This window comes from Cytobacillus horneckiae (assembly GCF_002835735.1).
GTDB lineage: Bacteria > Bacillota > Bacilli > Bacillales > Cytobacillaceae > Cytobacillus > Cytobacillus horneckiae.
This window is the reverse complement of sequence record NZ_PISD01000016.1, coordinates 132,429-154,678: the sequence shown is the minus strand read 5'-3', so window position 1 is coordinate 154,678 and position 22,250 is coordinate 132,429. Positions and strand designations below refer to the sequence as shown.

Annotated in this window: 20 protein-coding genes; 19 read left to right on the top strand and 1 reads right to left on the bottom strand. The window is 38.6% G+C overall.

All coding sequences use genetic code 11. The annotated features are described in order from the left end of the window. Nucleotides 1–2 precede the first annotated feature (2 nt). Both CWS20_RS09110 and CWS20_RS09105 read left to right on the top strand, forming a co-directional pair. The gene (locus CWS20_RS09110) at nucleotides 3–1,307 is read left to right on the top strand and encodes a TRAP transporter large permease (RefSeq protein ID WP_066197916.1); all 1,305 of its coding nucleotides are present in this window, start codon (nucleotides 3–5) and stop codon (nucleotides 1,305–1,307) included. Between the two features lie 55 nt (nucleotides 1,308–1,362). Beyond that, the gene (locus CWS20_RS09105; protein ID WP_066197918.1) at nucleotides 1,363–3,453 is read left to right on the top strand and encodes an acetate--CoA ligase family protein; all 2,091 of its coding nucleotides are present in this window, start codon (nucleotides 1,363–1,365) and stop codon (nucleotides 3,451–3,453) included. A gap of 61 nt (nucleotides 3,454–3,514) precedes the next feature. Here the strand turns inward: CWS20_RS09105 and CWS20_RS09100 are convergent, their stop codons facing one another. Further along, on the bottom strand, nucleotides 3,515–4,423 hold the full coding sequence (locus CWS20_RS09100) for a LysR family transcriptional regulator (protein ID WP_066197921.1): 909 nt from the start codon (nucleotides 4,421–4,423) through the stop codon (nucleotides 3,515–3,517). A 224-nt stretch (nucleotides 4,424–4,647) separates the two neighbouring features. Between CWS20_RS09100 and CWS20_RS09095 the strand changes: the two genes are divergently transcribed. From CWS20_RS09095 to CWS20_RS09015, 17 genes are all read left to right on the top strand, one after another. Then, nucleotides 4,648–5,445 (top strand): IclR family transcriptional regulator, encoded by a 798-nt coding sequence (locus tag CWS20_RS09095; protein ID WP_066197925.1) that lies wholly within the window; start codon nucleotides 4,648–4,650, stop codon nucleotides 5,443–5,445. Nucleotides 5,446–5,606: 161 nt separating this feature from the next. Next, on the top strand, nucleotides 5,607–6,347 hold the full coding sequence (gene fabG / locus CWS20_RS09090; protein WP_066197927.1) for a 3-oxoacyl-ACP reductase FabG: 741 nt from the start codon (nucleotides 5,607–5,609) through the stop codon (nucleotides 6,345–6,347). A 42-nt stretch (nucleotides 6,348–6,389) separates the two neighbouring features. Continuing rightward, the gene (locus tag CWS20_RS09085; RefSeq protein ID WP_066197931.1) at nucleotides 6,390–6,842 is read left to right on the top strand and encodes a MaoC family dehydratase N-terminal domain-containing protein; all 453 of its coding nucleotides are present in this window, start codon (nucleotides 6,390–6,392) and stop codon (nucleotides 6,840–6,842) included. A gap of 23 nt (nucleotides 6,843–6,865) precedes the next feature. Continuing rightward, nucleotides 6,866–7,288 carry a MaoC/PaaZ C-terminal domain-containing protein gene (locus tag CWS20_RS09080; protein ID WP_066197934.1) on the top strand — a complete coding sequence of 141 codons (423 nt, stop codon included), beginning with the start codon at nucleotides 6,866–6,868 and terminating at the stop codon, nucleotides 7,286–7,288. Between the two features lie 2 nt (nucleotides 7,289–7,290). Continuing rightward, the gene (locus CWS20_RS09075; RefSeq protein WP_066197937.1) at nucleotides 7,291–8,451 is read left to right on the top strand and encodes an acyl-CoA dehydrogenase family protein; all 1,161 of its coding nucleotides are present in this window, start codon (nucleotides 7,291–7,293) and stop codon (nucleotides 8,449–8,451) included. Between the two features lie 2 nt (nucleotides 8,452–8,453). After that, entirely contained in the window at nucleotides 8,454–9,611 is a 1,158-nt protein-coding gene (locus CWS20_RS09070; protein ID WP_066197943.1) for an acyl-CoA dehydrogenase family protein, read from the top strand. 22 nt (nucleotides 9,612–9,633) lie between these two features. Then, nucleotides 9,634–10,803 (top strand): acetyl-CoA acetyltransferase, encoded by a 1,170-nt coding sequence (locus tag CWS20_RS09065; RefSeq protein WP_066197946.1) that lies wholly within the window; start codon nucleotides 9,634–9,636, stop codon nucleotides 10,801–10,803. Between the two features lie 2 nt (nucleotides 10,804–10,805). After that, the gene (locus tag CWS20_RS09060; RefSeq protein ID WP_066197951.1) at nucleotides 10,806–11,222 is read left to right on the top strand and encodes a Zn-ribbon domain-containing OB-fold protein; all 417 of its coding nucleotides are present in this window, start codon (nucleotides 10,806–10,808) and stop codon (nucleotides 11,220–11,222) included. 95 nt (nucleotides 11,223–11,317) lie between these two features. Then, nucleotides 11,318–12,463, top strand: coding sequence for a TAXI family TRAP transporter solute-binding subunit (locus CWS20_RS09055; RefSeq protein ID WP_158236994.1), 1,146 nt, complete (start codon nucleotides 11,318–11,320; stop codon nucleotides 12,461–12,463). Between the two features lie 47 nt (nucleotides 12,464–12,510). After that, nucleotides 12,511–14,421, top strand: a complete 1,911-nt coding sequence (locus tag CWS20_RS09050) for a TRAP transporter permease (RefSeq protein ID WP_066197957.1) — start codon at nucleotides 12,511–12,513, stop codon at nucleotides 14,419–14,421. Between the two features lie 2 nt (nucleotides 14,422–14,423). Then, nucleotides 14,424–16,562, top strand: coding sequence for an acetate--CoA ligase family protein (locus CWS20_RS09045; protein ID WP_066197967.1), 2,139 nt, complete (start codon nucleotides 14,424–14,426; stop codon nucleotides 16,560–16,562). A 14-nt stretch (nucleotides 16,563–16,576) separates the two neighbouring features. After that, the gene (locus tag CWS20_RS09040; protein ID WP_066197970.1) at nucleotides 16,577–16,990 is read left to right on the top strand and encodes a PaaI family thioesterase; all 414 of its coding nucleotides are present in this window, start codon (nucleotides 16,577–16,579) and stop codon (nucleotides 16,988–16,990) included. A 14-nt stretch (nucleotides 16,991–17,004) separates the two neighbouring features. After that, a complete protein-coding gene (locus tag CWS20_RS09035) occupies nucleotides 17,005–17,796 on the top strand; it encodes a citryl-CoA lyase (RefSeq protein ID WP_066197972.1) in 792 nt (263 codons plus the stop codon). A 14-nt stretch (nucleotides 17,797–17,810) separates the two neighbouring features. Beyond that, nucleotides 17,811–18,590 carry an enoyl-CoA hydratase/isomerase family protein gene (locus tag CWS20_RS09030; protein ID WP_066197974.1) on the top strand — a complete coding sequence of 260 codons (780 nt, stop codon included), beginning with the start codon at nucleotides 17,811–17,813 and terminating at the stop codon, nucleotides 18,588–18,590. Nucleotides 18,591–18,610: 20 nt separating this feature from the next. Next, entirely contained in the window at nucleotides 18,611–20,404 is a 1,794-nt protein-coding gene (locus CWS20_RS09025; RefSeq protein ID WP_066197980.1) for an acyl-CoA dehydrogenase family protein, read from the top strand. 89 nt (nucleotides 20,405–20,493) lie between these two features. Beyond that, a complete protein-coding gene (locus CWS20_RS09020; protein ID WP_066197984.1) occupies nucleotides 20,494–21,414 on the top strand; it encodes a hydroxymethylglutaryl-CoA lyase in 921 nt (306 codons plus the stop codon). Between the two features lie 22 nt (nucleotides 21,415–21,436). Next, on the top strand, nucleotides 21,437–22,240 hold the full coding sequence (locus CWS20_RS09015) for an enoyl-CoA hydratase/isomerase family protein (protein WP_241504159.1): 804 nt from the start codon (nucleotides 21,437–21,439) through the stop codon (nucleotides 22,238–22,240). The last annotated feature ends 10 nt before the right edge of the window (nucleotides 22,241–22,250 follow it).

The window sequence follows — 22,250 nt, the reverse complement described above, 5'->3', positions numbered from 1 at the left end:
ATATGTCAGTTGAAATAATTGGCCTTCTTGGCATTCTTCTAATGTTTATCTTAATGTTTCTAAAGGTTCCTATCGCTATTTCAATGGTTGTTCCAGCGATATTTGGAATTATTTATTTAAAGGGCTGGAATACACTAGCTGCAGCTGTTGAAACAATTACATGGGATCATAGCTTCAGCTACACATTAAGTACGATTCCCATGTTTGTGTTGATGGGGGAGCTTTTGTATATATGCGGCATCAGTACGGAATTATTTAATACTTTTCGATTATGGCTAAGCAGATTAAAGGACGGTCTTGGCATGGCTACTATTGGCTCGTCGGCAGTATTTGCTGCAGCTTCGGGTTCGAGCCTTGCAAATACTGCTACGATGGGTGTTATCGCTTCAAAGGAAATGTTGAATGCCGGATATAATAAATCGTTAACAGGCGGAACGATTGTGGCAGGCGGTACATTAGGGGTATTAATTCCGCCTAGTACACTTTTTATTTTATATGGAATGATGACTGAACAATCTATTGGACAGCTGCTTGTAGCAGGAATTATACCGGGCATTATGCTCATGGGGCTATATATGCTGACTGTTTATATTGCTGTTATGATCAAACCTGACTTAGCTCCTGTAATAAATGCAAAAGTTACCTGGAAAGAAAGATTTGTGTCATTAAAATCAACGATATGGATATTATTGCTGTTTGCCATTGTTATAGGCGGTATGTATATTGGCTGGTTTAACCCGACTGAGGCTGCGGGCATTGGTGCTTTTTGCACCTTTATTATTGCATTATTGAGGAAGAAATTAACTGTACAATTATTTATTCAAGCATTATCGTCTACATTAAAAACAACAGGCTTTTTATTTGCCATTATTATTATGGCATTTATTCTTAATTACTTCCTGACAATCACCAGGCTGCCAATGGTGTTGGCAGATATTCTAAATGGCTTGTCATTGCCGCCATTTTTATTATTTGCCATTATTATTCTCATGTATATTTTGCTAGGTATGGTAATGGATGCGTTAGCGATGGTTGTCGTCACCTTACCTATCATCTTGCCATTGATTCATTTAATGGGGCTCGACCTTATCTGGTTTGGAGTGATTATTGTTCTTGTAATGGAAATGGCGATGATTACTCCGCCGGTAGGAATGAATTGCTTTGTTTTAAAAGGAGCAGCTCCGGATTTATCATTGGAACAAATTTTTAAAGGCGCTGCACTTTTCATCTTACCAATTATTGTGCTAATTGTGATATTGTATCTTTTTCCAAATATTGCACTCTACTTGCCTAGCAATATGTATTAAATGAAGAGTGAAAGATCGAAAGAAGCCATATTTTTAAAAAAGAAAGGGGATAACGATGAATCAACAACAATTATTATCGCCCATGCTTTCTCCGCAATCGATAGCGATAATCGGGGCCTCAGGTGATGTAGGAAAGATTAGCTATAAACCTATAGCAAATCTAAAAGATGTGGGCTATAAAGGCGAAGTATACTTAGTTAATCCAAAATATGAAGAAATTGCAGGTTATCGATGCTATAAAGATATCGAAAGCCTTCCTCAATCCATCGATCTTGCTTTAATTTCCGTTCGTGCTTCTAAAGTAAAAAATATACTTGATCAACTTTTTAAACAAAAGGTGAAAAGCGTTGTCACTTTTAGTTCTGGATTTACTGAAATTGGAGAAGAAGGCGCTATATTAGAACGCGAATTAACAAAATTCTCTGAACAAACAGGTATACCGATTTGCGGACCTAATTCATTAGGGCTGTTTAACTTTAAAGAGAGAGCGATTGTGTCATTTTCAAGCTTAAAATATGGGCAATATGATCCCGTAGCCTTTATAACGCAAAGCGGCGCCTTAGGGACACTCACTTATACAATGGCTAAAGAAAATGGATTGGGATTTCAATATTTTGTATCAAGCGGTAATGAAGCAAGTGTTGACTTCTTTGATTATGTTCAATATTTTGCTGAACAAGAAGAAATTAAAGTAATTGGTGGTTATCTAGAAGGGGCTAGGGATTTTGACAAGATGGATGCTGCAATAGAGGCATGCCATCAATCAGAAACACCGCTCGTTTTATTAAAAGTAGGAAATTCAAAAATAGGAGCGGAAGCAGCAAGCTCTCACACTGCTTCAATGGCTGGAAACGCAAATATATATCATTCTTATTTGAAACAGAGCAATGTTGTAAGAGTTGGTGATGAAGAGGAGTTAATTGATACTCTGTCAGTATTTAATAAAACAAAAAAGCCTAAAAATAACGGAGGGACGGTAATTGTAACGCAGTCAGGAGGAGCGGGCATTGTGATCGCTGATCAATGTGAAGTAAGAGGCATTTCGCTGGCAGAATTGTCAGCACATACTAAGGGAAAATTAAAGCAAACGCTTCCTCCATTTGCTTCTATAAAAAACCCTGTTGATATTACGGCACAGGTAAATCAAAATCCGAACCAAGTGATTCATGCTGTGGAGATTTTATTAAATGACAACCTCGTGCAATCGGTTATTTTGTACCTGCAAATGACTGACGGTCCATTTTTGCCGATGATTCCTAAATTGGCGCAAATAGCTATGGAAACAGAGAAGATATTTATTTTATGCTGGGCAGGCATAGAGCAGACAACGCGAGACAAAATCATTGATGAGAGCAGTATTTGCTGGATTCCGACACCTACAAGAGCGGCGGATGCTCTGGCAAATGTTCTTGAGTATTATCGGGCAATAAATGACAGTCAAACAGTTAAAAAACGTTTAACACTTAACGGGCATCAACTTAGTCCGATTAGTGGCAAGAAAAATGAGTGGGAAAGTAAGCAGCTATTAAAAAAATATGGCGTTGATGTCCCTAAAGCTTTAAAAATAAACAATTTAGAAGAACTGGCGTCAATCCCATTAAAATTCCCGTTAGTAATGAAAGCCTTATCTTCTGAAATCGCACATAAAAGCGACTATGGGCTAGTAAAGTTGAAGATAAAATCTTTAGAGGAAGCGGAACAAGCATATAGAGAAATATTCAAAAATGCAGAGAAATCTAATTTACTTCACGATATAGAAGGAATAATCATTGAGGAAATGGCGCCAGAAGGTATTGAGGTAATTATTGGCGCGGTTCAAGATGAATTATTTGGTCCCACTATTATGTTTGGTTTAGGAGGAATATTTATTGAAGTATTGAAGGATGTAACTTTTTTGCCTGCTCCTTTTACAGAACGAGAAGCATTGAAAATGATACAATCCATTAAAAGTTTTTCTATTTTAGATGGTGCACGAACTAAAGAAAAATATGATATAAAGGAACTTGCTAATGCACTTGTTAATATATCAATTTTTTGTAATGTCCATAAAGATTATATAGAAGAGCTTGATATTAATCCTTTAATCGTTCATAAGGAAGGTTTCGGGGTTACTGCAGTAGATGCGTTCATCGTTGGAAAAAAATAAGGGCATGAAAAAACGGCTTTATCCGCATCTGCTGCAGGATAAAGCCGTTTTTTTCAAAAATCTAAAGCGTATAAGGCTTAGTCTCTTGGATAAATTGCAAAAACTTCTCCACACCACCTGTCATAATTAAATCCTTATGATAAATTAAATGTGAGTATCTATAGAGCTTTGGAAAGTTTTCAATCTCAATCATTGTTAATCTGTTATTTTTTACCTCATCCTGTACAGAAATTTCCGGTAAAAAGGAAATGCCTAGATTAATCTCGATCATTTTTTTTGTAGCATTAATATCATTTAACTCCATACCAGTTTTTGGTTCTAGCTTGAACTGATGGAATGCCTGTTCAATTTGTGACCAATAATTTGATTTTTTTCCATAAACAATAAAAATTTCATTGATAAGGTCCTCTACTGTCACTTTCTCTAATCGGTTAAGGCGATTGTGAGTTGAAACAACAAGGACAATAGGATCTTGCCCTATCGACTCGCTTTTTAATTGTTCATCATTAAAATGTGGTGTACCAGTTCTTGCGACTGCATAATGAACTTCTCTATTATTGACCATATCGATCATTTTTGGTGTGAATTCTGTGTTCAAAGTAATCTCAACTGCTGGGTATCGCTGATTGAAATTTTCTAATATCTGCGGTAAAATCCAATAGCAGAAAGAGTCAGATGTCACTAAGGATAATGAACCAGAATACCCTTTTTTATATTGAGATAACGATGTTTCTGCGTCTTTTACGAGCGATAAAATTTGGCTTGAATAAGGATAAAGAATTTTACCCGCATCAGTTAGATTTCCTAGTGCTTTGTTTTTTCGGTTAAATAACTGTAAACCTAGACTTTCTTCTAATGATTTAATTTGTGCACTGACTGTAGGCTGTGAAATTTCAAGTTCTTGGGCAGCTTTGGAAAAATTTTTATGTTTATATATCGTATTGAATACTTCTAATTGCTTAATATCCATACTCCTACCTACCTTTTTAACATCAATTATCAATAGTTTAATTAAATTTTATCATACTTAATTTAGCAAACGCATAAGAGTTGCTGTAATTTTTTGAATAGATTTGTATTTTCTTGACAAAAAAATATTTTATATATAAAATAAATCTAAATATTTTGGATTTTATATTAATAGAAGTAAATTTTAAATTGCTTTTGATAAAAGAGGAATCAGGAGGAAGGTCTGTGGAGAAAAACCAAGAGGAAAAGAAAGAAAAAAGAAAATATAATGTACCTGCAGTTGATAGTGCATTTAGAATACTTTCATTACTAAGCAGGAAAAAATTTAGTAAAAGCAATTTAACAGAAATAGCTAAGGCATTATCACTAACTCCAACAACTTGTTATCGTATTTTGCAAAAGTTAGAGGAGCTTTCTGTTGTTCGCTATGATCAAAGTTCTAAACGGTATAGTCTTGGACCGTATTTAGTTGTCCTTGGAGAAAGGGCTAAGGAAAATATCCTTGATTTATCAGTGATTAAGCCATATATGGAAGAGCTCACAGAAGAAACCGGCCTTACTAGTTTTTTAGTTAACCGAATTGGGAAGAAAAAATCAACAATTATTTCTAAAGTTGAGGCTGAACAATTTGGTATCAATGTTTCAGTCGGTCGCCATTTTTCTATTGTTGATGGCTCGTATGGCAAATGTATGCTGGCTTATATGGATGAAGCAGAAGCAGAGGAACTTCTTCATATGAATGATGGACTAAGACCTTTGTCTGAGGAGGAGATGGATACACTAAAAAGTGAACTAAAGGATGTACGTGAAAAAGGCTATGCCATTGCTTTTGGTGAATATATTGATGGAATTGTCGGCATAGCAGCTCCTATTGTTAATAATACAAATAAAGTTGATATGTCAATTGTATTGGTAGGATTAACGACGCAATTGCAAGGTGAGGAAGCAACAAGAATTGGGGAAAAAGTAAAAGCAATCGCTAATGATATTAGTTTTAAGCTAGGTGGAACGGTAAAAAACTAAAAGCAAAATCAGAAAACTCGCTATCTAGGATGGTGGGTTTTTTTTATATTTAAACAAATCTAAATTTTCTAATTTTCATTGACAAAAAATTTTTTATTATATAAAATTTATTTAGTAGAATGTAAACCTTTTCTTTAAAGGCAAATATGAGGAGGATATAAATGGATCTTCAAAATAAGGTGGCAGTTGTAACAGGAGCAGGGCAAGGAATTGGCAGAGAAGTTGCACTACTATTTGCAAAGCATGGCGCAAATGTTGTTGCTGGTGATTTGAATGTTGAAGCTGCACAAAGCGTTGTCCAAGAAGTAGAACAGCTTGGCAGTAAAGGAATGGCTGTTCGGGTGGATGTAGCTGATAAGGAAAGCGCTTCCTCATTGATTCAGTCGGCAATCGATACGTTTGGAGATTTAGATATTTTAGTAAATAACGCAGGCATCACAAGGGATGCAATGTTACATAAAATGACTGAAGAGCAATTTGATCAAGTAATCGCCGTTCATATGAAAGGGACATTCCTTTGCATGCAAGCAGCAGGGGCTTATATGAGAAAACATGAGAAAGGAAAAATTGTGAATATATCATCTATTGCAGGAAAAGTTGGCAATATGGGACAAGTAAACTACGCTGGGGCTAAAGCGGGTATTGTAGGGATGACTAAGGCTGCTGCCAAGGAACTTGCAAAGTTTCAAGTCAATGTGAATGCTGTTCAGCCCGGATTTATTGATACTGATATGACAAGAGCTGTTCCTGAAAAGGTAAGGGAAATTAAAATTGCGGAAATACCAATGCAAAGAGTCGGTGAACCTTTAGATATTGCCAAAGCAGTCATTTTTTTAAGCTCAGATTACGCTGATTATATGACTGGGAATGTGCTGGAGGTTACTGGCGGGAGATTCATGTGAGATAGCAGACGATTCAAACGAGCCAAGGCGAGGTGAATGTAAATGTCTAAAGTAATGGATTTAATTGGTTTAGAGCTTTCACCCTATTCATATTCTGTGGATAAGGTGAAGATTAAGGAGTTTGCAGAAGCAATCGGAGACTTGAACCCAATTTACTTCAATGAAGAAGCTGCGAGACAGGAAGGTTACGATGGAATCCCGATCCCATTAACCTTTCTCCAAGTAATTGATATGTGGGGCGGATATAGCTTTATGGAAAAATGTCATATTCTCGGTCTGAATCCTGTGAAAATTCTTCATGGTGAACAGGAATATAAATTTGTGAAGCCGATTTATGCCAATGACGTTTTAACAGTTAAAGGAAAAGTAGATGAGGTGAATATTAAAAAAGGGTCTTCAGGAGGGATGAATATTATTACTTTAAAATTCGAATATCATAATCAAGTAAATGAGCTTGTTGCCGTTTCAACAAATGTGACGATTGATCGTCACTAGCTATGGAAAGGAGGGATGAAAGAATGCTGAAATATTACGAGGATGTGATTGTTGATTCACCATTTCCCGTTTTAAAAAAGGATCCAATATCCCGAGTCCAGCTTGTGAAATATGCCGGTGCATCCGGAGATTTTAATCCACTGCATACAGTTGAAGAAGTTGGTCAAGCTGCTGGGTCAGGAATTATCGCTCATGGAATGCTTATTATGGGGATGGCTTCTCAAGGGGTAACGACTTGGATAGAAAGGAAGTACATAGAATCCATCCGAGTCCGCTTTCAAAAGATGACATTTCCAGGGGAACAAATCCACGTTATCGGAAAAATCATAAAAAAAATAGAAAATAATCGGGTGATTGGTGAAGTAAAAGCAGTCAATGATGAAGGTGAAGTTAAGGTATCAGGCGTATTTGAGGCGATGTTGCTATCTAAAGATAAGGAGGGATAAAGATGAATTTTACCTATTCAAAGGAAGCAGAAGAGTTTAGAAGTTCATTTCGAACATGGCTTAATGCTAATTTCCCACGAGAATGGGATAAAGAAGTGACTGGTGATGAGTGGGTTCAGCGGCGGAAACAATGGGGAAAAACTCTTGCAGAGGGCGGATGGGTCGCACCTTCTTGGCCGAGAGAATATGGTGGCCTTGGGTTATCCATTGAGCAGCAGCTTGTGTATATTGAAGAGCTCGTCAAAATTAATGCCCCGGAAGTGTTGAATTCAAACGGTATTGGCATTTTTGCTCTCACATTAATTAAATATGGAACAGAGGAGCAAAAAAAGCATTACTTGCCAAGAATGCTTAAGCATGAAGATATTTGGTGTCAAGGGTTTTCTGAACCTAATGCAGGATCAGATCTAGCCGGATTGCAGACAAAGGCTGAAGATAAAGGCGATTATTTCTTGTTGAACGGTCAAAAGGTGTGGACATCGTATGCCCCATATGCTAATAAATGCTATGTCCTTGTCAGGACAGCAGAACCAAGATACAAAGGCATTAGTTTAATGATATTGGATATGAATCAAAAAGGTGTAACTGTCCGTCCGATTAAAAATATTGCTGGTGAATCAGAATTAGCAGAAGTCTTTATGGATGATGCAATCGTGCCTAAAGAAGATGTCGTTGGTGAGCTGAATAACGGCTGGGAGATGGCAAATTTTGCACTTTCAAATGAAAGGGGCATCCATTTTGCGCAAAGATCATTAAAGATGCAGCAGGAGTTTCAGCAATTGCTCACGCTTTTTACAGAGCGAGCTGCATCAGGTCAATCCTACGTTAATGGCCGGCTGCAAACGCAATTGGTGAAAGCCTATCTTTCATGCGAAATATTAAAGAGTGTCTGCTTAAGAAATATTGCGCTCATTTCACAAGGGGAAGAAACAGGCTCATTGCCAGCCATTGCAAAGCTTACATGGAGCGAAGGGCATCAGGATTTATTAAATACAAGTTTGGACCTTCTAGGTGAGGAATCAATCGTAAAGGGTGACCATGAGGTATGGATGGAGAAGTTTCTTCTATCGCGAGCGGAAACGATCTATGCTGGAACAACTCAAGTACAAAAAAATATCATTGCAAAATCCCTAGGCTTACCAAGTTCAAAAGGGGGCAGATAGAAATGGAATATCGCTATACAGAACAGCAGCTGATGTTAAAGAAAGCATTGAATACACTGTTAAAAAAAGAAATGGCATTTGAAACGTTTGTAGAGATAGCTGAGAAAGAGAATGGGTTCTCTAAGAAAAAATGGATGAAATTAGCAGAGAATGGCTGGTTAGGCATTCTTGCTCACGGAGAATTTCAAACATTGGAAGAAGTAGATACGCTAGATTTAATGTATTTAGCTGAATCTATCGGCGCATCCTTATTCCCAGGTCCTTTCTCATTAACTTCAGGATTTGTCGTGCCATTAATGAGCCAGCTACCATTAACTGATAACCAAAAGTCAGTACTGGAAGCAATTATTGGTGGAGAAGCTGTCGCTGCGGCAGTATTGCCTAAATTAGTTAAACGAGATGAGACCTATTTTCAATATCCAGCAGTAGAATTGAAGAAAGTGAAACAGCATTATGAAATAAGCGGCAGCTATGAACATTTGCAGTTTCTGCAAAACGCTGATTATATTATTTTGCCGATTGAGGATAATGATCAAACATTTGTTGCACTTATTTCAACAAAACAAGACAATGTAATCATTTCTGCTGAAGAATCGGTAGATTTATCAAAGCCTCAAGGAACCCTTGTGCTGAAAAATGCTGTAGTTACTGAAGAAGAACTTATAACATCTGAAAAATTAAAAGATTTGATTTCGGAATCACTACGAAGCTACTTCATTGCTATTAACGGAGAAATCATCGGCGGTGCCGATGAAGTGTTAAATCGGACGGTTCATTTTGTATCGGAAAGAAAGCAATTTGGTGTTCCTGTCGGCTCTTTTCAAGCGGTAAAGCACATGATTGCGGATATAAAAGTAGAGATTGAAAAAGCGAGAAGCTATAGCATTTATATTCACTCTATTGCAGAAGATGAGGAGAAGGTAACTTTAAATCTTTTGTGCAGCCGTTATTTTAATACTGATATGTATAAGAAAATATGTGAAAGTTCAATCCAGCTTCATGGTGGAATGGGCTTTACTTGGGAAGAGAGCATCCATTTTTGGTATAAAGCAGCCATGTATCAACTTTATCACTTAACCCATCCGGCATTAATGGAAGATTATATACATCAAAACCTATTAAACACTGTAAAAAATAAAGAATTTCATTATCATAACTAACTGTATAGAGGGTGTGATATTTGTGTCTATTAAACGATCTGCTGCAATTGTCGGTGTAGGAGATGTTGAGCTCGAAAATGGAAAGGTTGCAGGCGGCAAGTCAGTTCTTCAAATCCAGGCAATTGCAGCGAAAAGAGCATTAGATGATGCCGGATTAACGAAAGATGATGTCGATGGAATGTTTGTAGCTGGACTATGGGGACTGCCAGGAGTAGGATCATTTCCATCAGTAGTAATGTCAGAATATTTGGGTATTAACCCTAAATTCACTGATTCAACCCAAATTGGCGGTTCTGCCTTTGAGGCTCATGTGGGTCATGCGGCTGCAGCCATTAAGGCGGGTTTATGCGAAGTAGCATTAATTTTGTACGGCAGTACACAGCGTTCTGAAAAATCAAGATCATTAGCCGGTCGCCCACCGACATTAACAGCTCAATATGAGACGCCATTCGGTTTGCCAAGTCCCGCCGGTTCTTATGCAATGGCTGCTAATCGTCATATGCATGAGTATGGGACAACAGCAGAAGATCTTGCGGAAATTGCCGTCGCTACACGAAAATGGGCGCAGCTTAACCCTGATGCAATGATGAAAGATTCATTAACGATTAATGATGTTTTAAATTCACCGATGATTTGCGACCCTTTACATCTATTGGATTGCTGTTTAGTAACAGATGGCGCCGGTGCGCTTGTCATCGTTTCTCCTGATAGAGTAAAAGATTGCCGTAAAAAACCTGTTTGGGTTCTCGGCCAGGGAGAGTCTCACAGTCATTGGTCTATTCAAGCAATGCCTGATTTGACCGTGACTTCGGCAGCCATTTCCGGTAAAACAGCGTTTGAAATGGCTGGAGTAACGCATGATGAAATAGACTTTGTGCAAATCTATGATTCTTTCACAATTACTGTACTGCTCACTTTAGAATCTCTAGGGTTTTGTAAACGTGGTGAGGGAGGAGATTTTGTTAAAAATCAACGCACTGCACCCGGCGGAGATTTCCCAATGAATACGAATGGCGGAGGACTTTCATATGCTCATCCAGGCATGTATGGAATATTTTTATTAATAGAAGCGGTGAGACAGCTCCGCAATGAATGCGGAGAAAGGCAAGTGCAAGATGCAAAAATAGGACTTGTGAATGGTACAGGCGGCACCCTTTCATCTACTTCAGTCGTAATTTTAGGGAGGGATTAACTATGGAAAACTCTATGACCAAGCCACAGCCGGTTATTGATGCGGATTCAATACAATTTTGGGAAGGCTGTAAAAATAATCAGCTATTGATACAAAAATGCTTAAATTGTTCAAAACACATTTTTTATCCGCGCATTGTTTGTCCGCATTGTACTTCTGAGAAGATAGAATGGATTGAATCCTCAGGGAAGGGCAAGATTTATTCTTTTACTATCGCCCGCAGGCCCGGCGGACCCGCTTTCAAAGCTGAAGTTCCCTATGCCGTTGCACTGGTCGATTTAGAGGAGGGTGTCCGCATCATGAGTAATATTATCAATACAGATGTGGATCAAATAAAATGTGAACAAGAAGTCGAAGTAGTTTTTGTGAAAAACGGTGAGATTACTTATCCTATGTTTCAGCCTGCAGCAAATAGTTAACTCTATACATTGGGGAAATGAAAGCGATTTCTTATTGCTCATATACATCTAATGGGACCTGCTGAAAAGAATAATGAATGTTTGGAGGAAATCGAATGAGGAAGAAACCGTTAAAATACTTCATGGTGTTTCTCTTACTGGTGATTTTGGCAGCAGGATGCAGTTCTGAGCCTACCCAATCTTCTAAGATAGATTCAAGTGGACTGCCGCATCAAATGACTTGGAGCGTCTATGATGTCGGTTCCGGCGGATATGCGGAAATGTCTGCGATCGCAAACGCTTTGACTGATATTCATGGTTCGCAAATCAGAATGCTCCCATCCGCAAGCGGTGTCGGAAGAATGGTACCTTTAAAAAGAGAAATTGCTTCAGTTGGGAAAGTAGGCGATGAAATCCAGCTTGCCTTTGAAGGTACTGAAGAGTTTGCATCCAGAGACTGGGGGCCGCAGGATGTAAGAGCTTTTTGGGCGCCAATTAGCCAATTCGGTTTTGCCGTGCGCAAAAACTCAGATATTCAATCTATTCATGATTTGAAAGGAAAGAAAATACCAGTTATTGCTGGAAATACGTCTGTCAATATTAAAAATGAAGCACTGCTTGCTTTTGCAGGCTTAACTTGGGAGGATGTCAAGCCTGTAAAAATCACCTCCTATTCTGGTCAAGGTGATGCACTAGTTCAAGGACAAATTGATGTTGCCGGCATAAATCCAACTGCCTCTTCAATGTTTGAAGCTCATAGTAAAGGCGGCATTCGCTGGCTCGAACTGGATGAGGATGATACTGAAGGATGGGAACGTGTCGAAGCTGTCGCACCGTGGCTTTTTCCATACAGCCTTAGCAATGGGGCAGGAATGGAAAGTGAAATGGCAGTAATGGGGCATGGCTATTTGATTGGCGGGTATGCGAAACAAGATGAAGAAACAGTTTACGCATTAATAAAAGAAATGGATAAATCATTTAATAAATACAAAGATGCGATGCCTAATTTAGCTTTATACTCCAAAGATGAAGTCCTAACAGAACCAAAGGGGATTCCATTCCATGATGGCGTAATTAAATTCTTTAAAGAAGAAGGTTTATGGAGCGATGAAAAGCAGGCACAAAATGATCGGTTAATTGAACGATTTGATCAACTAAAATCTGCTTGGAATCAGGTGTTGGATGAAGCCGATCAAGAGGGCATCACCGATAAGGAATTCAAGGAATATTGGTTAATGAAAAAAGAAGAACTAGTTAAATAAACGATCGCCTTGTTATTTTTAACCAGTAAGTTGGGAGGGTTTGAGACATGAATAATACAAGACTTACTTCCTTTTGGAAAATTGTCATCGTACTTTGCACTTTGGTAGGTATTTTTCTATCAGTCAATATGCTGTTTTATTTAGAGTTATTTGGAATCAATCCTATACAAAACGCATATCTTATTTTCTTATTAGCTTGTTTCTTACCCATTGCGTTCATTTTTTTCCCTGCAAAGAAAAAACACACTTCCGTAAAATGGTATGACATCATCTGTTTTGCATTAGCAATCCTTATCACCATATACATTGGAATGAATGGCGAAAGAATTATTATAGAGGGCTGGGATTGGGAAGCACCTTTTGTTCCTACTGCTTTCAGCATTCTGTTATGGGCTCTATTACTAGAGGCGCTTAGAAGAACTGGCGGCCTTGTTTTATCTATTATTTGTTTAGTGATTTCCCTTTATCCACTGGTTGCTTCTTTCATGCCTGTAGGATTTTTACAAGGTCAATCATATGATTTCTTAACTTTAGCAAGAAACCATATTATGAGTGCTAATAGTGTCTTCGGCATTGCTTATACAACAATTGGAAATCTTTTATTAGGTTTTTTAGTTTTTGGTGTTGTTATTACCCGGACTGGCGGAGGAGACTTTTTCTTTAATTTGGCTCTTTCAATATTTGGTCGTACAAGAGGAGGATCCGCTAAGGTTGCAGTCGTTGGAAGTGCTTTCTTTGGAATGTTAAGCGGAAGTGCTGTTTCCAATGCTGTCACAATCGGGGCAATGACCATTCCAGCGATGAAAAAAACGGGATATAAACCCCATTATGCAGCAGCTATAGAAGCGACTGCATCAACCGGTGGAACAATTACACCTCCTATTATGGGTTCAGCTGCCTTTATCATGGCCTCTTTCTTGGCTGTACCGTATTATCAAATTGCTTTAGCAGCAGCAGTTCCAGCATTTCTATATTATTGGGGCCTATATATTCAGATTGATGGTTACGCGGCGAAAAACAATTTAAAAGGAATGCCAAAATCAGAGATTCCATCCTTTTGGAAAACATTAAAAGAAGGCTGGTTTTATATTTTTGCCATCCTTATTATGATTTTCTTTCTTGCCGTCCTCAATTCAGAAGGTCAAGCACCTTATTATGCAAGTGCTGTGTTATTAATCATTGCTATGATTAAAAAGAAAACAAGGTTGTCAAAGAAACAAGTGCTGGATATGTTTGTCGATATGGGAAAAGTGCTTGCGGATATTGTCGTCATTATTGCTGGTGTAGGATTTATCGTTGGCGCATTATCTGCTACGGGCGTTTCATTCTCGTTTTCAAGAGAATTGGTTGCAGCTGCAGGGGATAATACATTTCTTATTTTAATCGGGGGCGCATTAACATGCTTTATATTGGGCATGGGAATGACCGTATCTGCCGTGTATGTATTCCTAGCAATTATCATGGCGCCAGCACTTGTTGCTGTAGGGATAGATCCGATTGCAGCTCATCTATATGTCGTCTATTGGGCAACTGTTTCTTATATTACACCGCCAGTCGCGTTAGCAGCCTTCGCTACCGCAAGTATAGCCGGTGCCAGTCCGATGAAAACAGCTTTTCAATCAGTACAGCTTGGTTCAGTGAAATTTATTGTGCCGTTCTTTATGATCTATAATCCTGCAATATTAATTGGACGCGGTGAATTATGGGATACTGTCATCAGCATTGTCCTGTCTATAATCGGAATTACCGTGATTGCTTTCGCACTAGAAGGATATTTATTAGGCGCTGGCATAATAAATGCAACGGAGAGAACGATATTATTTATCGCAGGACTCTTTATGTTTGTACCGCTTTGGTACTTCCCAGTAGCAGGGCTTATTTTATCACTATTATTGTATTTCTATAAAACCAAAGGGTCAAAGAATTATTTTAATCAGGATAAAGGGCAGGAGGTATAACATTGTCAAAAAAACAAGCGCTTGATTACTTATTAAATCCGTCCTCGATCGCCATTGTTGGCGTTTCAAAAGATTTCACATCAATCAGCGGAAAGCCGCTGAAAAATTTGCTGCATCATAAATTTACTGGGGAGATTTATCCGGTTAATCCAAAATACGATGAAATCGGAGGATTAACTTGCTATCCTTCATTATTGGATATTCCGGGGGAAGTAGATGTTGCATTAATCGCTGTCTCATCAAAAAGAATGATGCAGATTCTAGATCAATGCAAGGAAAAGGGCGTTCATCATTTAGTCTTGTTTGGATCGGGATTTGCTGAAGTTGGAGAAGAAGGCGCCGCTTTACAGAAGGAAGTTCTAGAAAAAGCAAAGCAATCGGGCATCCACATCCTTGGTCCGAACTGTGTCGGCTTATTGAATGTAAAGAAAGCCATTCCTATGGGCTTTGCCACATCCTTTGAAACTGTGGCCGGATTTAAATCCGGCCCAGTAGGTTTTGCTTCGCAAAGCGGTGCAGTAGGGTTTTCATTATTTGGTATGGCTCAGGAAGAAAATATTGGCTTTTCCTATGTTGTGAACACAGGCAACCAAATGGATATTCACTCAATCGATTGTATTGAGTATATGCTCGAGGATGTTGATACAAAGGTGGTCGCTGGGTATTTAGAAGGAATTCCTGATGGTGAGCTGCTTATTAAACTGTCATCCGTCTCAAAAGAAAACGACAAGCCGGTTATTTTACTTAAATCAGGACGGTCTGAGCTCGGACAGCAGGCAGCATTATCTCATACTGCCTCACTAACCGGATCAGATGAGACATTCCGTGCCGTTGCAAAACAATATGGATTTATTATAGTAAATGACTTGGATGACATGATTGATGCAATGAAAATATTTAGTACTGGCAAGAGAGCAAAGGGCAATCGAGTGGTAACGATTTCAAATTCAGGCGCAGCGGGAATTGTAATGGCTGACTATAGCGAAGAACTGGGGTTGGAAATGGTTCAGCTATCTGAACGGACTGCGCAGAAAGTTAAGGAGCTCATTCCATCATACGGATCTGCCTTGAACCCTATTGATGTGACTGCCCAGGCTTTGAAAGAGCAGCATATATTAACAGAAACACTGGAATTGCTTATACATGATCCTGATGTTGATGCCATCGTCTTTCAAACAACCTTTGGAGGAGAGCTAGGTTTAAAAATTTGTGAAAAAATCATTGAAATCGATGCGAAAACAACAAAGCCAATTATCGTAACGATTACAGGGACCGAAGAATTAACTGGAGAGGGCAGACTGGCGCTTCAAAACGCTGGTGTTCCGGTGTATGCTACCTCTTATAAAACGATGGTTGCATTAAAGCATCTAGTTGATTTTTCACTTTTCTCCACAAGAACAAAAACAGAAGAACTTGGCGCATATTCGAACGGCAATATTGGGAATCCTGCAGGTGTCTGGACAGAGGTAAAAGTGAAAGAGACGCTATCAAAACTTGGGATTAGAGTCCCGCAAGGAAAGGTATTTGCTAATAAAGAGCAATTGCAGCAGCATAAAAACGAGTTGAAATATCCTGTCGTTTGCAAAGTGCTTTCAGATGAGATTCTTCATAAGACTGATGCCGGCGGTGTAAAAGTAAATATTAAAAATGGTGACGAGTTAGCTGCTGCATATGACGGGATTATGCAAGCAGTGACTGCGTATAATCCATCAGCTCGAATTGAAGGGGTTCTGGCAGAAGAGATGATTGAAGGTGATGCTATTGAACTGTTTGTTGGCATTAAAGATGATCCTCAATTTGGCTCCCTCATAGTATGCGGTCTTGGCGGAATTTTTATTGAAGTATTAAAGGATGCGTCAATAAGAAAAGCACCGGTTAATCGGCTGGAAGCAAAAGAAATGCTAATGGAGCTGAAAGGTTATCCTTTACTTGAAGGCATTCGAGGCAGTGCTAAAAAAGATATTAATAAACTGATAGATACACTTGTAAAAGTATCCGAATTTGCCTTTCATGCCAATGGAAAAATAGCAGAAATGGATATTAATCCGCTTTGGGTGTTCGAAGATGGATATGGCGTGGCAGCCCTGGACGGAGTGATCGTCTGGAAGGAAAAAGATCGTGTAACGCAGGCGAATAGATGAAAGGTGGTGGAGTGATGGCAGTAAGTGACGATTATTTACAATGGCTAACAAAGGAATTTGAGGAATCCCCATATTGGAAATTACTAGGCATATCGATGGATAAGCTTGAGCAAGGTGAAGCAGTGATAAAAATGCCTGTTAAAGATGAATTGCTTAATTCGAATGGAATGATGCATGGAGGAGCCATTGCTTCTATTCTGGATTCAATTATCGGTGTTGTCATTCGTTCATCTCGTGATGTGAGAGTAGCGACAATCTCCCTTACAACGCAATTTATTGCTCCTGTGAAGGAAGGAATACTTTATGCAGAGGCGAAGACGATTAATAAAGGAAAAAGAATTCAATATGTCGAGTCAAAAGTGATCGATGAAAAAGGGACAATAATAGGAACGGCCCTCGGTACATTTGCAATCAAGGAAAAACAATAATCGGAGGAATCAAAATGGAATTTCAAACTAAAATCGGCAAATCTGAACCTGATAAAATTTTTGTTCATGGATACAACTTAACTGAAGATTTAATAGGCAATATTACATTGGCAGATATGGCATTTTTAGGTGCTAAGCATCGAAAGCCGACTGAAAAGGAATCGAAAATGTTAAATGCTTTACTTGTCGCAATATGTGAGCATGGTTTTACACCAAGTTCAATATCTACTAGATTGACTTATTTGGGCGCTCCCGAATCCGTTCAATCTGCAGTCGCCGCTGGGCTATTAGGCGCAGGGACAGTGTATCTTGGTGCGATGGAGTATGTTGCTGAAATGCTACATCACGCATTTGAAAAATATGGAGAGGGTTATCCGATTGAAGAGCTTGCATCTTTAATCATTCAAGAACGCAAGGAGAATAATCAGCAGCTTCCTGGATTTGGTCATCCAATACATAAGCCAGAGGATCCGCGGACAGGGAAGCTGTTTGAAATTGCTGAGGATTTAGGGTTTTATGGCAAAAATTCTAAGCTTTTAGTAGAGATACACCGTCAATTTTGTGAGCAAAAAGGGAAAACGATAACATTGAATGCTGTAGGAGCAATAGGAGCAATTATGGCAGATATGGAGATTGATTATCGCGTCGTTAAATCATTTGCGGTCGCTTCAAGAGCTGTAGGCTTAGTCGCACATATCGTGGAGGAAATTGAGCTAGGAAGGAAAAATAGTGTAGGGCAGGAAATCTTTGATTATATTGAGCACCATACTGATTATAAAGGTAAGGTAGAGACTCAAAAATCATGAAAAGGCGGAGTGAAATGAGCAATCAATTTATTGATATAGAAAATTATGAGGGTATAAGAGTCATTTATTTAAATCGGCCTGATGTACGTAATGCATTAGGGATGGAAATGAGAATGGAGCTTTTGGAGTCACTTGAGGAAGCTGAAAAAGATGACGAAGTAAAATGTATTATTTTATCTGCAAGAGGAAAAGCATTTTCAGCTGGGGGCGATTTAAAAGCTTTGCATAGCTTATCTGCTATAGAAGGCAGACAGAGACTACAGACCTCACATAAATTAGTCATGAAAATTTTAGACCTTGAAAAACCGATTATTGCTGCTGTAAACGGTGCAGCAGCAGGAGCTGGGTTTAGCTTGATGCTGTTATGTGATTTTTCTATCGCAGACGAGAATGCATTTTTTGTACAGAGTTTTGTAAATGTAGGTTTAATTCCAGATTTTGCGGCCATACACTTCCTTCCGCTTATTATCGGACATCAAAAGGCGAAAGAGCTTATGTTTTTAGGAGATAGAATGACAGCAGAGGAAGCTTATTCTTTAGGGCTAATAAATAAATTGAGCACGGGCGGAAATCTGCAACGGGATGCATTGGCATTAGCTAATCGATTAGTAGCAAAATCACCATTATCAATTGGCATGACAAAAAAGCTGATGAACCAGAATATAAATGTCCAATTAAAAGCATTATTGGAAATGGAAGCACAAGCGCAAGGGATATGTTTTCAGTCTGAAGATTTTAAAGAAGGAGTAGATGCTTTCTTTTCAAAAAGAGAAGCTGAATTTCAAGGTAAGTAAACTAAAAGGAGGTAATAAAATTGAACGAAAGGTTTATTGTGCCAAATCCTGAATCAAAGCTAGGGGCTATGCCTGAGCCAACAGGGCTAAATTACTTTGAAGCCGATCCAAATATGGATTTTTTATTGTCTCTTTATAGCAAAAAGGATTATAAAGATGCTTTTAAAAATTTATGGAAACTGGGAGGTATGGCCGGAGATGAGATTGATCAGCTATCAAGAGAAGCTGATCGCCATCCTCCTGAACTGCAGCAATTTAATAAAGCCGGTGAAAGAGTGGATAATGTGAAATACCACTCCTCTTATGAAAGAATGGAAGAAATCGGGTATATCGAATTCGGACTTGTTGCTATGAGCCACAGTCAGGGGATAATGGGAAAACAATCGCGATATAGCAGAGTGATGAAATACTCTTTCTGGTACTTATTTGCACAGGCTGAATTTGGTTTATGCTGCCCTATGAGCATGACTGATTCAGCAGCAAAAGTATTAGATGAATATGGTGATGATAACCTCAAACAAACCTATTTGCCAAAATTATTAAGTACGGATAAAGATAATTATTGGACTGCAGCACAGTTTATGACTGAGAAACAAGGCGGTTCAGACGTCGGCGAAAACACGTTACTAGCAGAAAAAGACGGAGATAAATGGTTCTTAACTGGAGATAAATGGTTTTGTTCAAACGTGAGTGCGGATGTGGCGCTTGTTCTTGCACGGCCTCAAGGAGCAGAAAAAGGGACGAAAGGGTTAGCAATGTATCTCGTGCCTAAATTTCTTCCTGATGGAAAAAGAAATCAATACTATATTAATAGATTGAAGGATAAATTAGGTACGAAAGATATGGCATCCGGCGAAGTGAGTTTTAATCGGGCAGAAGGATATTTAGTCGGCACGGTTGAGAATGGGTTTAAGCAAATGATGTCTATGGTGAATTCATCGAGATTATCAAATGCGGTTAGGTCGGCTGCAATTATGCGAAGAAGCTATGTAGAAGCTCTTTATTCTGCAAGGGGCCGGAGAGCGTTTTCGAATCGGTTAGCCGATTTGCCATTAATGAAGGAAAGTCTGTTTGAACTTATGATTGACTCTGAAGCAGCTGCTTCTATGATTTATTTTACCGCAAATATATTTGATAAAGCAGATGTCGGTCAAAAGTCTGCGCAGGGGTTATTAAGGATGCTTACACCATTATTAAAGGGATATATTTGCAAAAGAGCAAGATATGTATCAGCGGAAGCAATGGAAATACGCGGTGGAAATGGCTATATTGAAGAATGGGTAAACCCAAAGCTAGTCAGAGATGCCCAATTAGGCTCAATTTGGGAAGGCACGACGAATATTGTCGCTCTAGATATTTTAAGAGCAATCAGAAAGAATCATTCAGATGAACATCTTCTTGAGGAATGTGAAAAGATCATTGCGAATTTGGAATCACCACATTTGAAACAAGTTTCAAAAATAATTAGTGCAGAATGTCAACAAATAATGAAGGAATGTGAAAAAATTAAGAAACTGAATGTTTCAGAAATGGATTTAGCAGCGAAGAGATTTATGAACAAGCTTTATCATTTTATTGTGACAGCCGCATTATTAGCAGAGGCAGATTATGAAATAATCCATCGTTCCAGCCATAGAAAATTATTTTTGCTTTTGCATTATTATAACCGCTATATTAAGCAGATTCAGAATAATGAAATCTTTGATCGGTCTATCCTTGAATGGTCAGAAAAAGTGATAAATTGGGAACCTATTCCATATAGTGCAACCGAAAAGCTAATAGAATCGTTGAGTGCGATAAAAATTAATCATTAATTAAATAGAAAATTCATAATAATATTGCAATTGAATATTGGATACAGTATCCTATATATAAAGCTAAATTATTAAAGAAGGGTGAGAGAATGAGATTAAGTGAGGAAGTAACCATTAATGAAGTTGGGCTTCGCGATGGCCTCCAGCTGGAATCCACTGTTTTGTCCGCTTCACAAAAAGCAGTTATATATACTCATCTCAAAAAAGCGAATGTACAAGAAATAGAGTTTGGTTCATTTGTTCATCCAAAGTTGGTTCCGCAAATGGCTAATACAGGAGAATTTTTTGAAAAAATTAAAGGTGATACAGATGTGATATTAACTGCATTAATACCTAATTTAAGAGGGCTTGAACGTGCCAATGAATATGGTGTCAACGCTGCGAATTTTGTATTTTCTGCTAGCAATACACATAATTTGCAAAACGTCCGGCAAACGACCGAGCAGTCATTGGAAAGTCTGAAAATAATAGTGCAATACGCTTCAGCACATCAAATTGATCTTCATATTAGCATCGCAACCTCATTTGGCTGTCCATTCGAAGGTACAGCACCACAAGAAAACATCATGAAAATCACCGAACAGCTGTTAAATTATAATATTAAAAGAATTACATATGCAGATACGACCGGAATGGCCAATCCAATGCAGGTGAATCGTTTGATGAAAGAAATCAAACAAGAATGGAAGAATTTCGAATTTGGCTGCCATTTTCATAACACAAGAGGAATGGGGCTGGTTAATATACTAGCTGCTATGGAAGCAAATATAGCTATTTTTGATTCTTCTTTAGGCGGAATTGGCGGCTGTCCATTTGCCCCCGGGGCAACAGGTAATGTGTGCAGCGAGGATGTTGTTCATATGCTTGAAGAAATGGGCGTGCGCACAGGTGTAGATTTAGATGAATTATTGCAGGCTTCTTTGCAGCTCAAAGAGTTTTTAGGCCATGAGTTGCCTGGCCAAGTAATGAAGGCTGGCAAGAGCACACGGCGCTATCCAGTTCCTAACTAATATTATGATAAGCGGAGGATAAATGATGGTAGTCAAAACATATGAAACAATTAAATTAGAAAAATCTGCGGACAAAAAAGAGATTGCTATTCTTACATTAAATCGTCCAGGTTCCATGAATGCTTTGAATACGAAGATGGCAATCGAACTGCTCGAAGCATTACAGGAATTAAAATATGACGACAACATTCGAGTATTAATATTAACGGGCGAAGGAGAGAAAAGCTTTTGTGTTGGTGCAGATTTAAAAGAAAGAAATGGAATGAGTCAACAGGATTGGAAGCGTCAGCATGACTATTTTGAAGAAGTGACAGAGAAATTGCGTGAATTTCCTTTTCCGGTTATATGCGCTGTAAATGGGTACGCATTGGGTGGAGGAATGGAGATTGCCTTAAGCTGTGATTTGCGAACAGCCTCATCCAACGCTTCTTTTGGATTGCCTGAGGCAAAGCTTGGGCTCATTCCGGGAATTGGGGGAACTCAACTAATTTCCAGGGTTATGCCTATAGCGGTTGCTAAGGAAATATTATTCACAGGGAAGCGATTTTCCACAAAGGAAGGAAAAGAATATGGCTTAATTAACCATGTGTATGAGAGCGAGAGCTTATTAAATGAGACAGTGCAGCTCGCTACCGCCATTTCCGAAAATGCCCCGCTTTCTTTAAAAGCGATTAAAAAGGTCGTAAATAAAGGCTCAGATACAGATTTATCTACCGGAATTGCGCTCGAGCTCGAGGCTTATTACAAATGCGCCAATTCGGAAGATCGCTTAGAAGGAATTTATGCATTTAATGAAAAAAGGAAGCCTTCATGGCAAGGAAAATAATTTTGGAGGG

Coding starts and splice junctions, on each gene's coding strand:
- CWS20_RS09020 (WP_066197984.1), top strand. CDS start 20,494: ATGAGATTAAGTGAGGAAGTAACCATTAATGAAGTTGGGCTTCGCGAT.
- CWS20_RS09040 (WP_066197970.1), top strand. CDS start 16,577: ATGGCAGTAAGTGACGATTATTTACAATGGCTAACAAAGGAATTTGAG.
- CWS20_RS09060 (WP_066197951.1), top strand. CDS start 10,806: ATGGAAAACTCTATGACCAAGCCACAGCCGGTTATTGATGCGGATTCA.
- CWS20_RS09015 (WP_241504159.1), top strand. CDS start 21,437: ATGATGGTAGTCAAAACATATGAAACAATTAAATTAGAAAAATCTGCG.
- CWS20_RS09070 (WP_066197943.1), top strand. CDS start 8,454: ATGGAATATCGCTATACAGAACAGCAGCTGATGTTAAAGAAAGCATTG.
- CWS20_RS09110 (WP_066197916.1), top strand. CDS start 3: ATGTCAGTTGAAATAATTGGCCTTCTTGGCATTCTTCTAATGTTTATC.
- CWS20_RS09085 (WP_066197931.1), top strand. CDS start 6,390: ATGTCTAAAGTAATGGATTTAATTGGTTTAGAGCTTTCACCCTATTCA.
- CWS20_RS09030 (WP_066197974.1), top strand. CDS start 17,811: ATGAGCAATCAATTTATTGATATAGAAAATTATGAGGGTATAAGAGTC.
- CWS20_RS09100 (WP_066197921.1), bottom strand. CDS start 4,423: ATGGATATTAAGCAATTAGAAGTATTCAATACGATATATAAACATAAA.
- CWS20_RS09105 (WP_066197918.1), top strand. CDS start 1,363: ATGAATCAACAACAATTATTATCGCCCATGCTTTCTCCGCAATCGATA.
- CWS20_RS09050 (WP_066197957.1), top strand. CDS start 12,511: ATGAATAATACAAGACTTACTTCCTTTTGGAAAATTGTCATCGTACTT.
- CWS20_RS09035 (WP_066197972.1), top strand. CDS start 17,005: ATGGAATTTCAAACTAAAATCGGCAAATCTGAACCTGATAAAATTTTT.
- CWS20_RS09080 (WP_066197934.1), top strand. CDS start 6,866: ATGCTGAAATATTACGAGGATGTGATTGTTGATTCACCATTTCCCGTT.
- CWS20_RS09075 (WP_066197937.1), top strand. CDS start 7,291: ATGAATTTTACCTATTCAAAGGAAGCAGAAGAGTTTAGAAGTTCATTT.
- CWS20_RS09055 (WP_158236994.1), top strand. CDS start 11,318: ATGAGGAAGAAACCGTTAAAATACTTCATGGTGTTTCTCTTACTGGTG.
- fabG (WP_066197927.1), top strand. CDS start 5,607: ATGGATCTTCAAAATAAGGTGGCAGTTGTAACAGGAGCAGGGCAAGGA.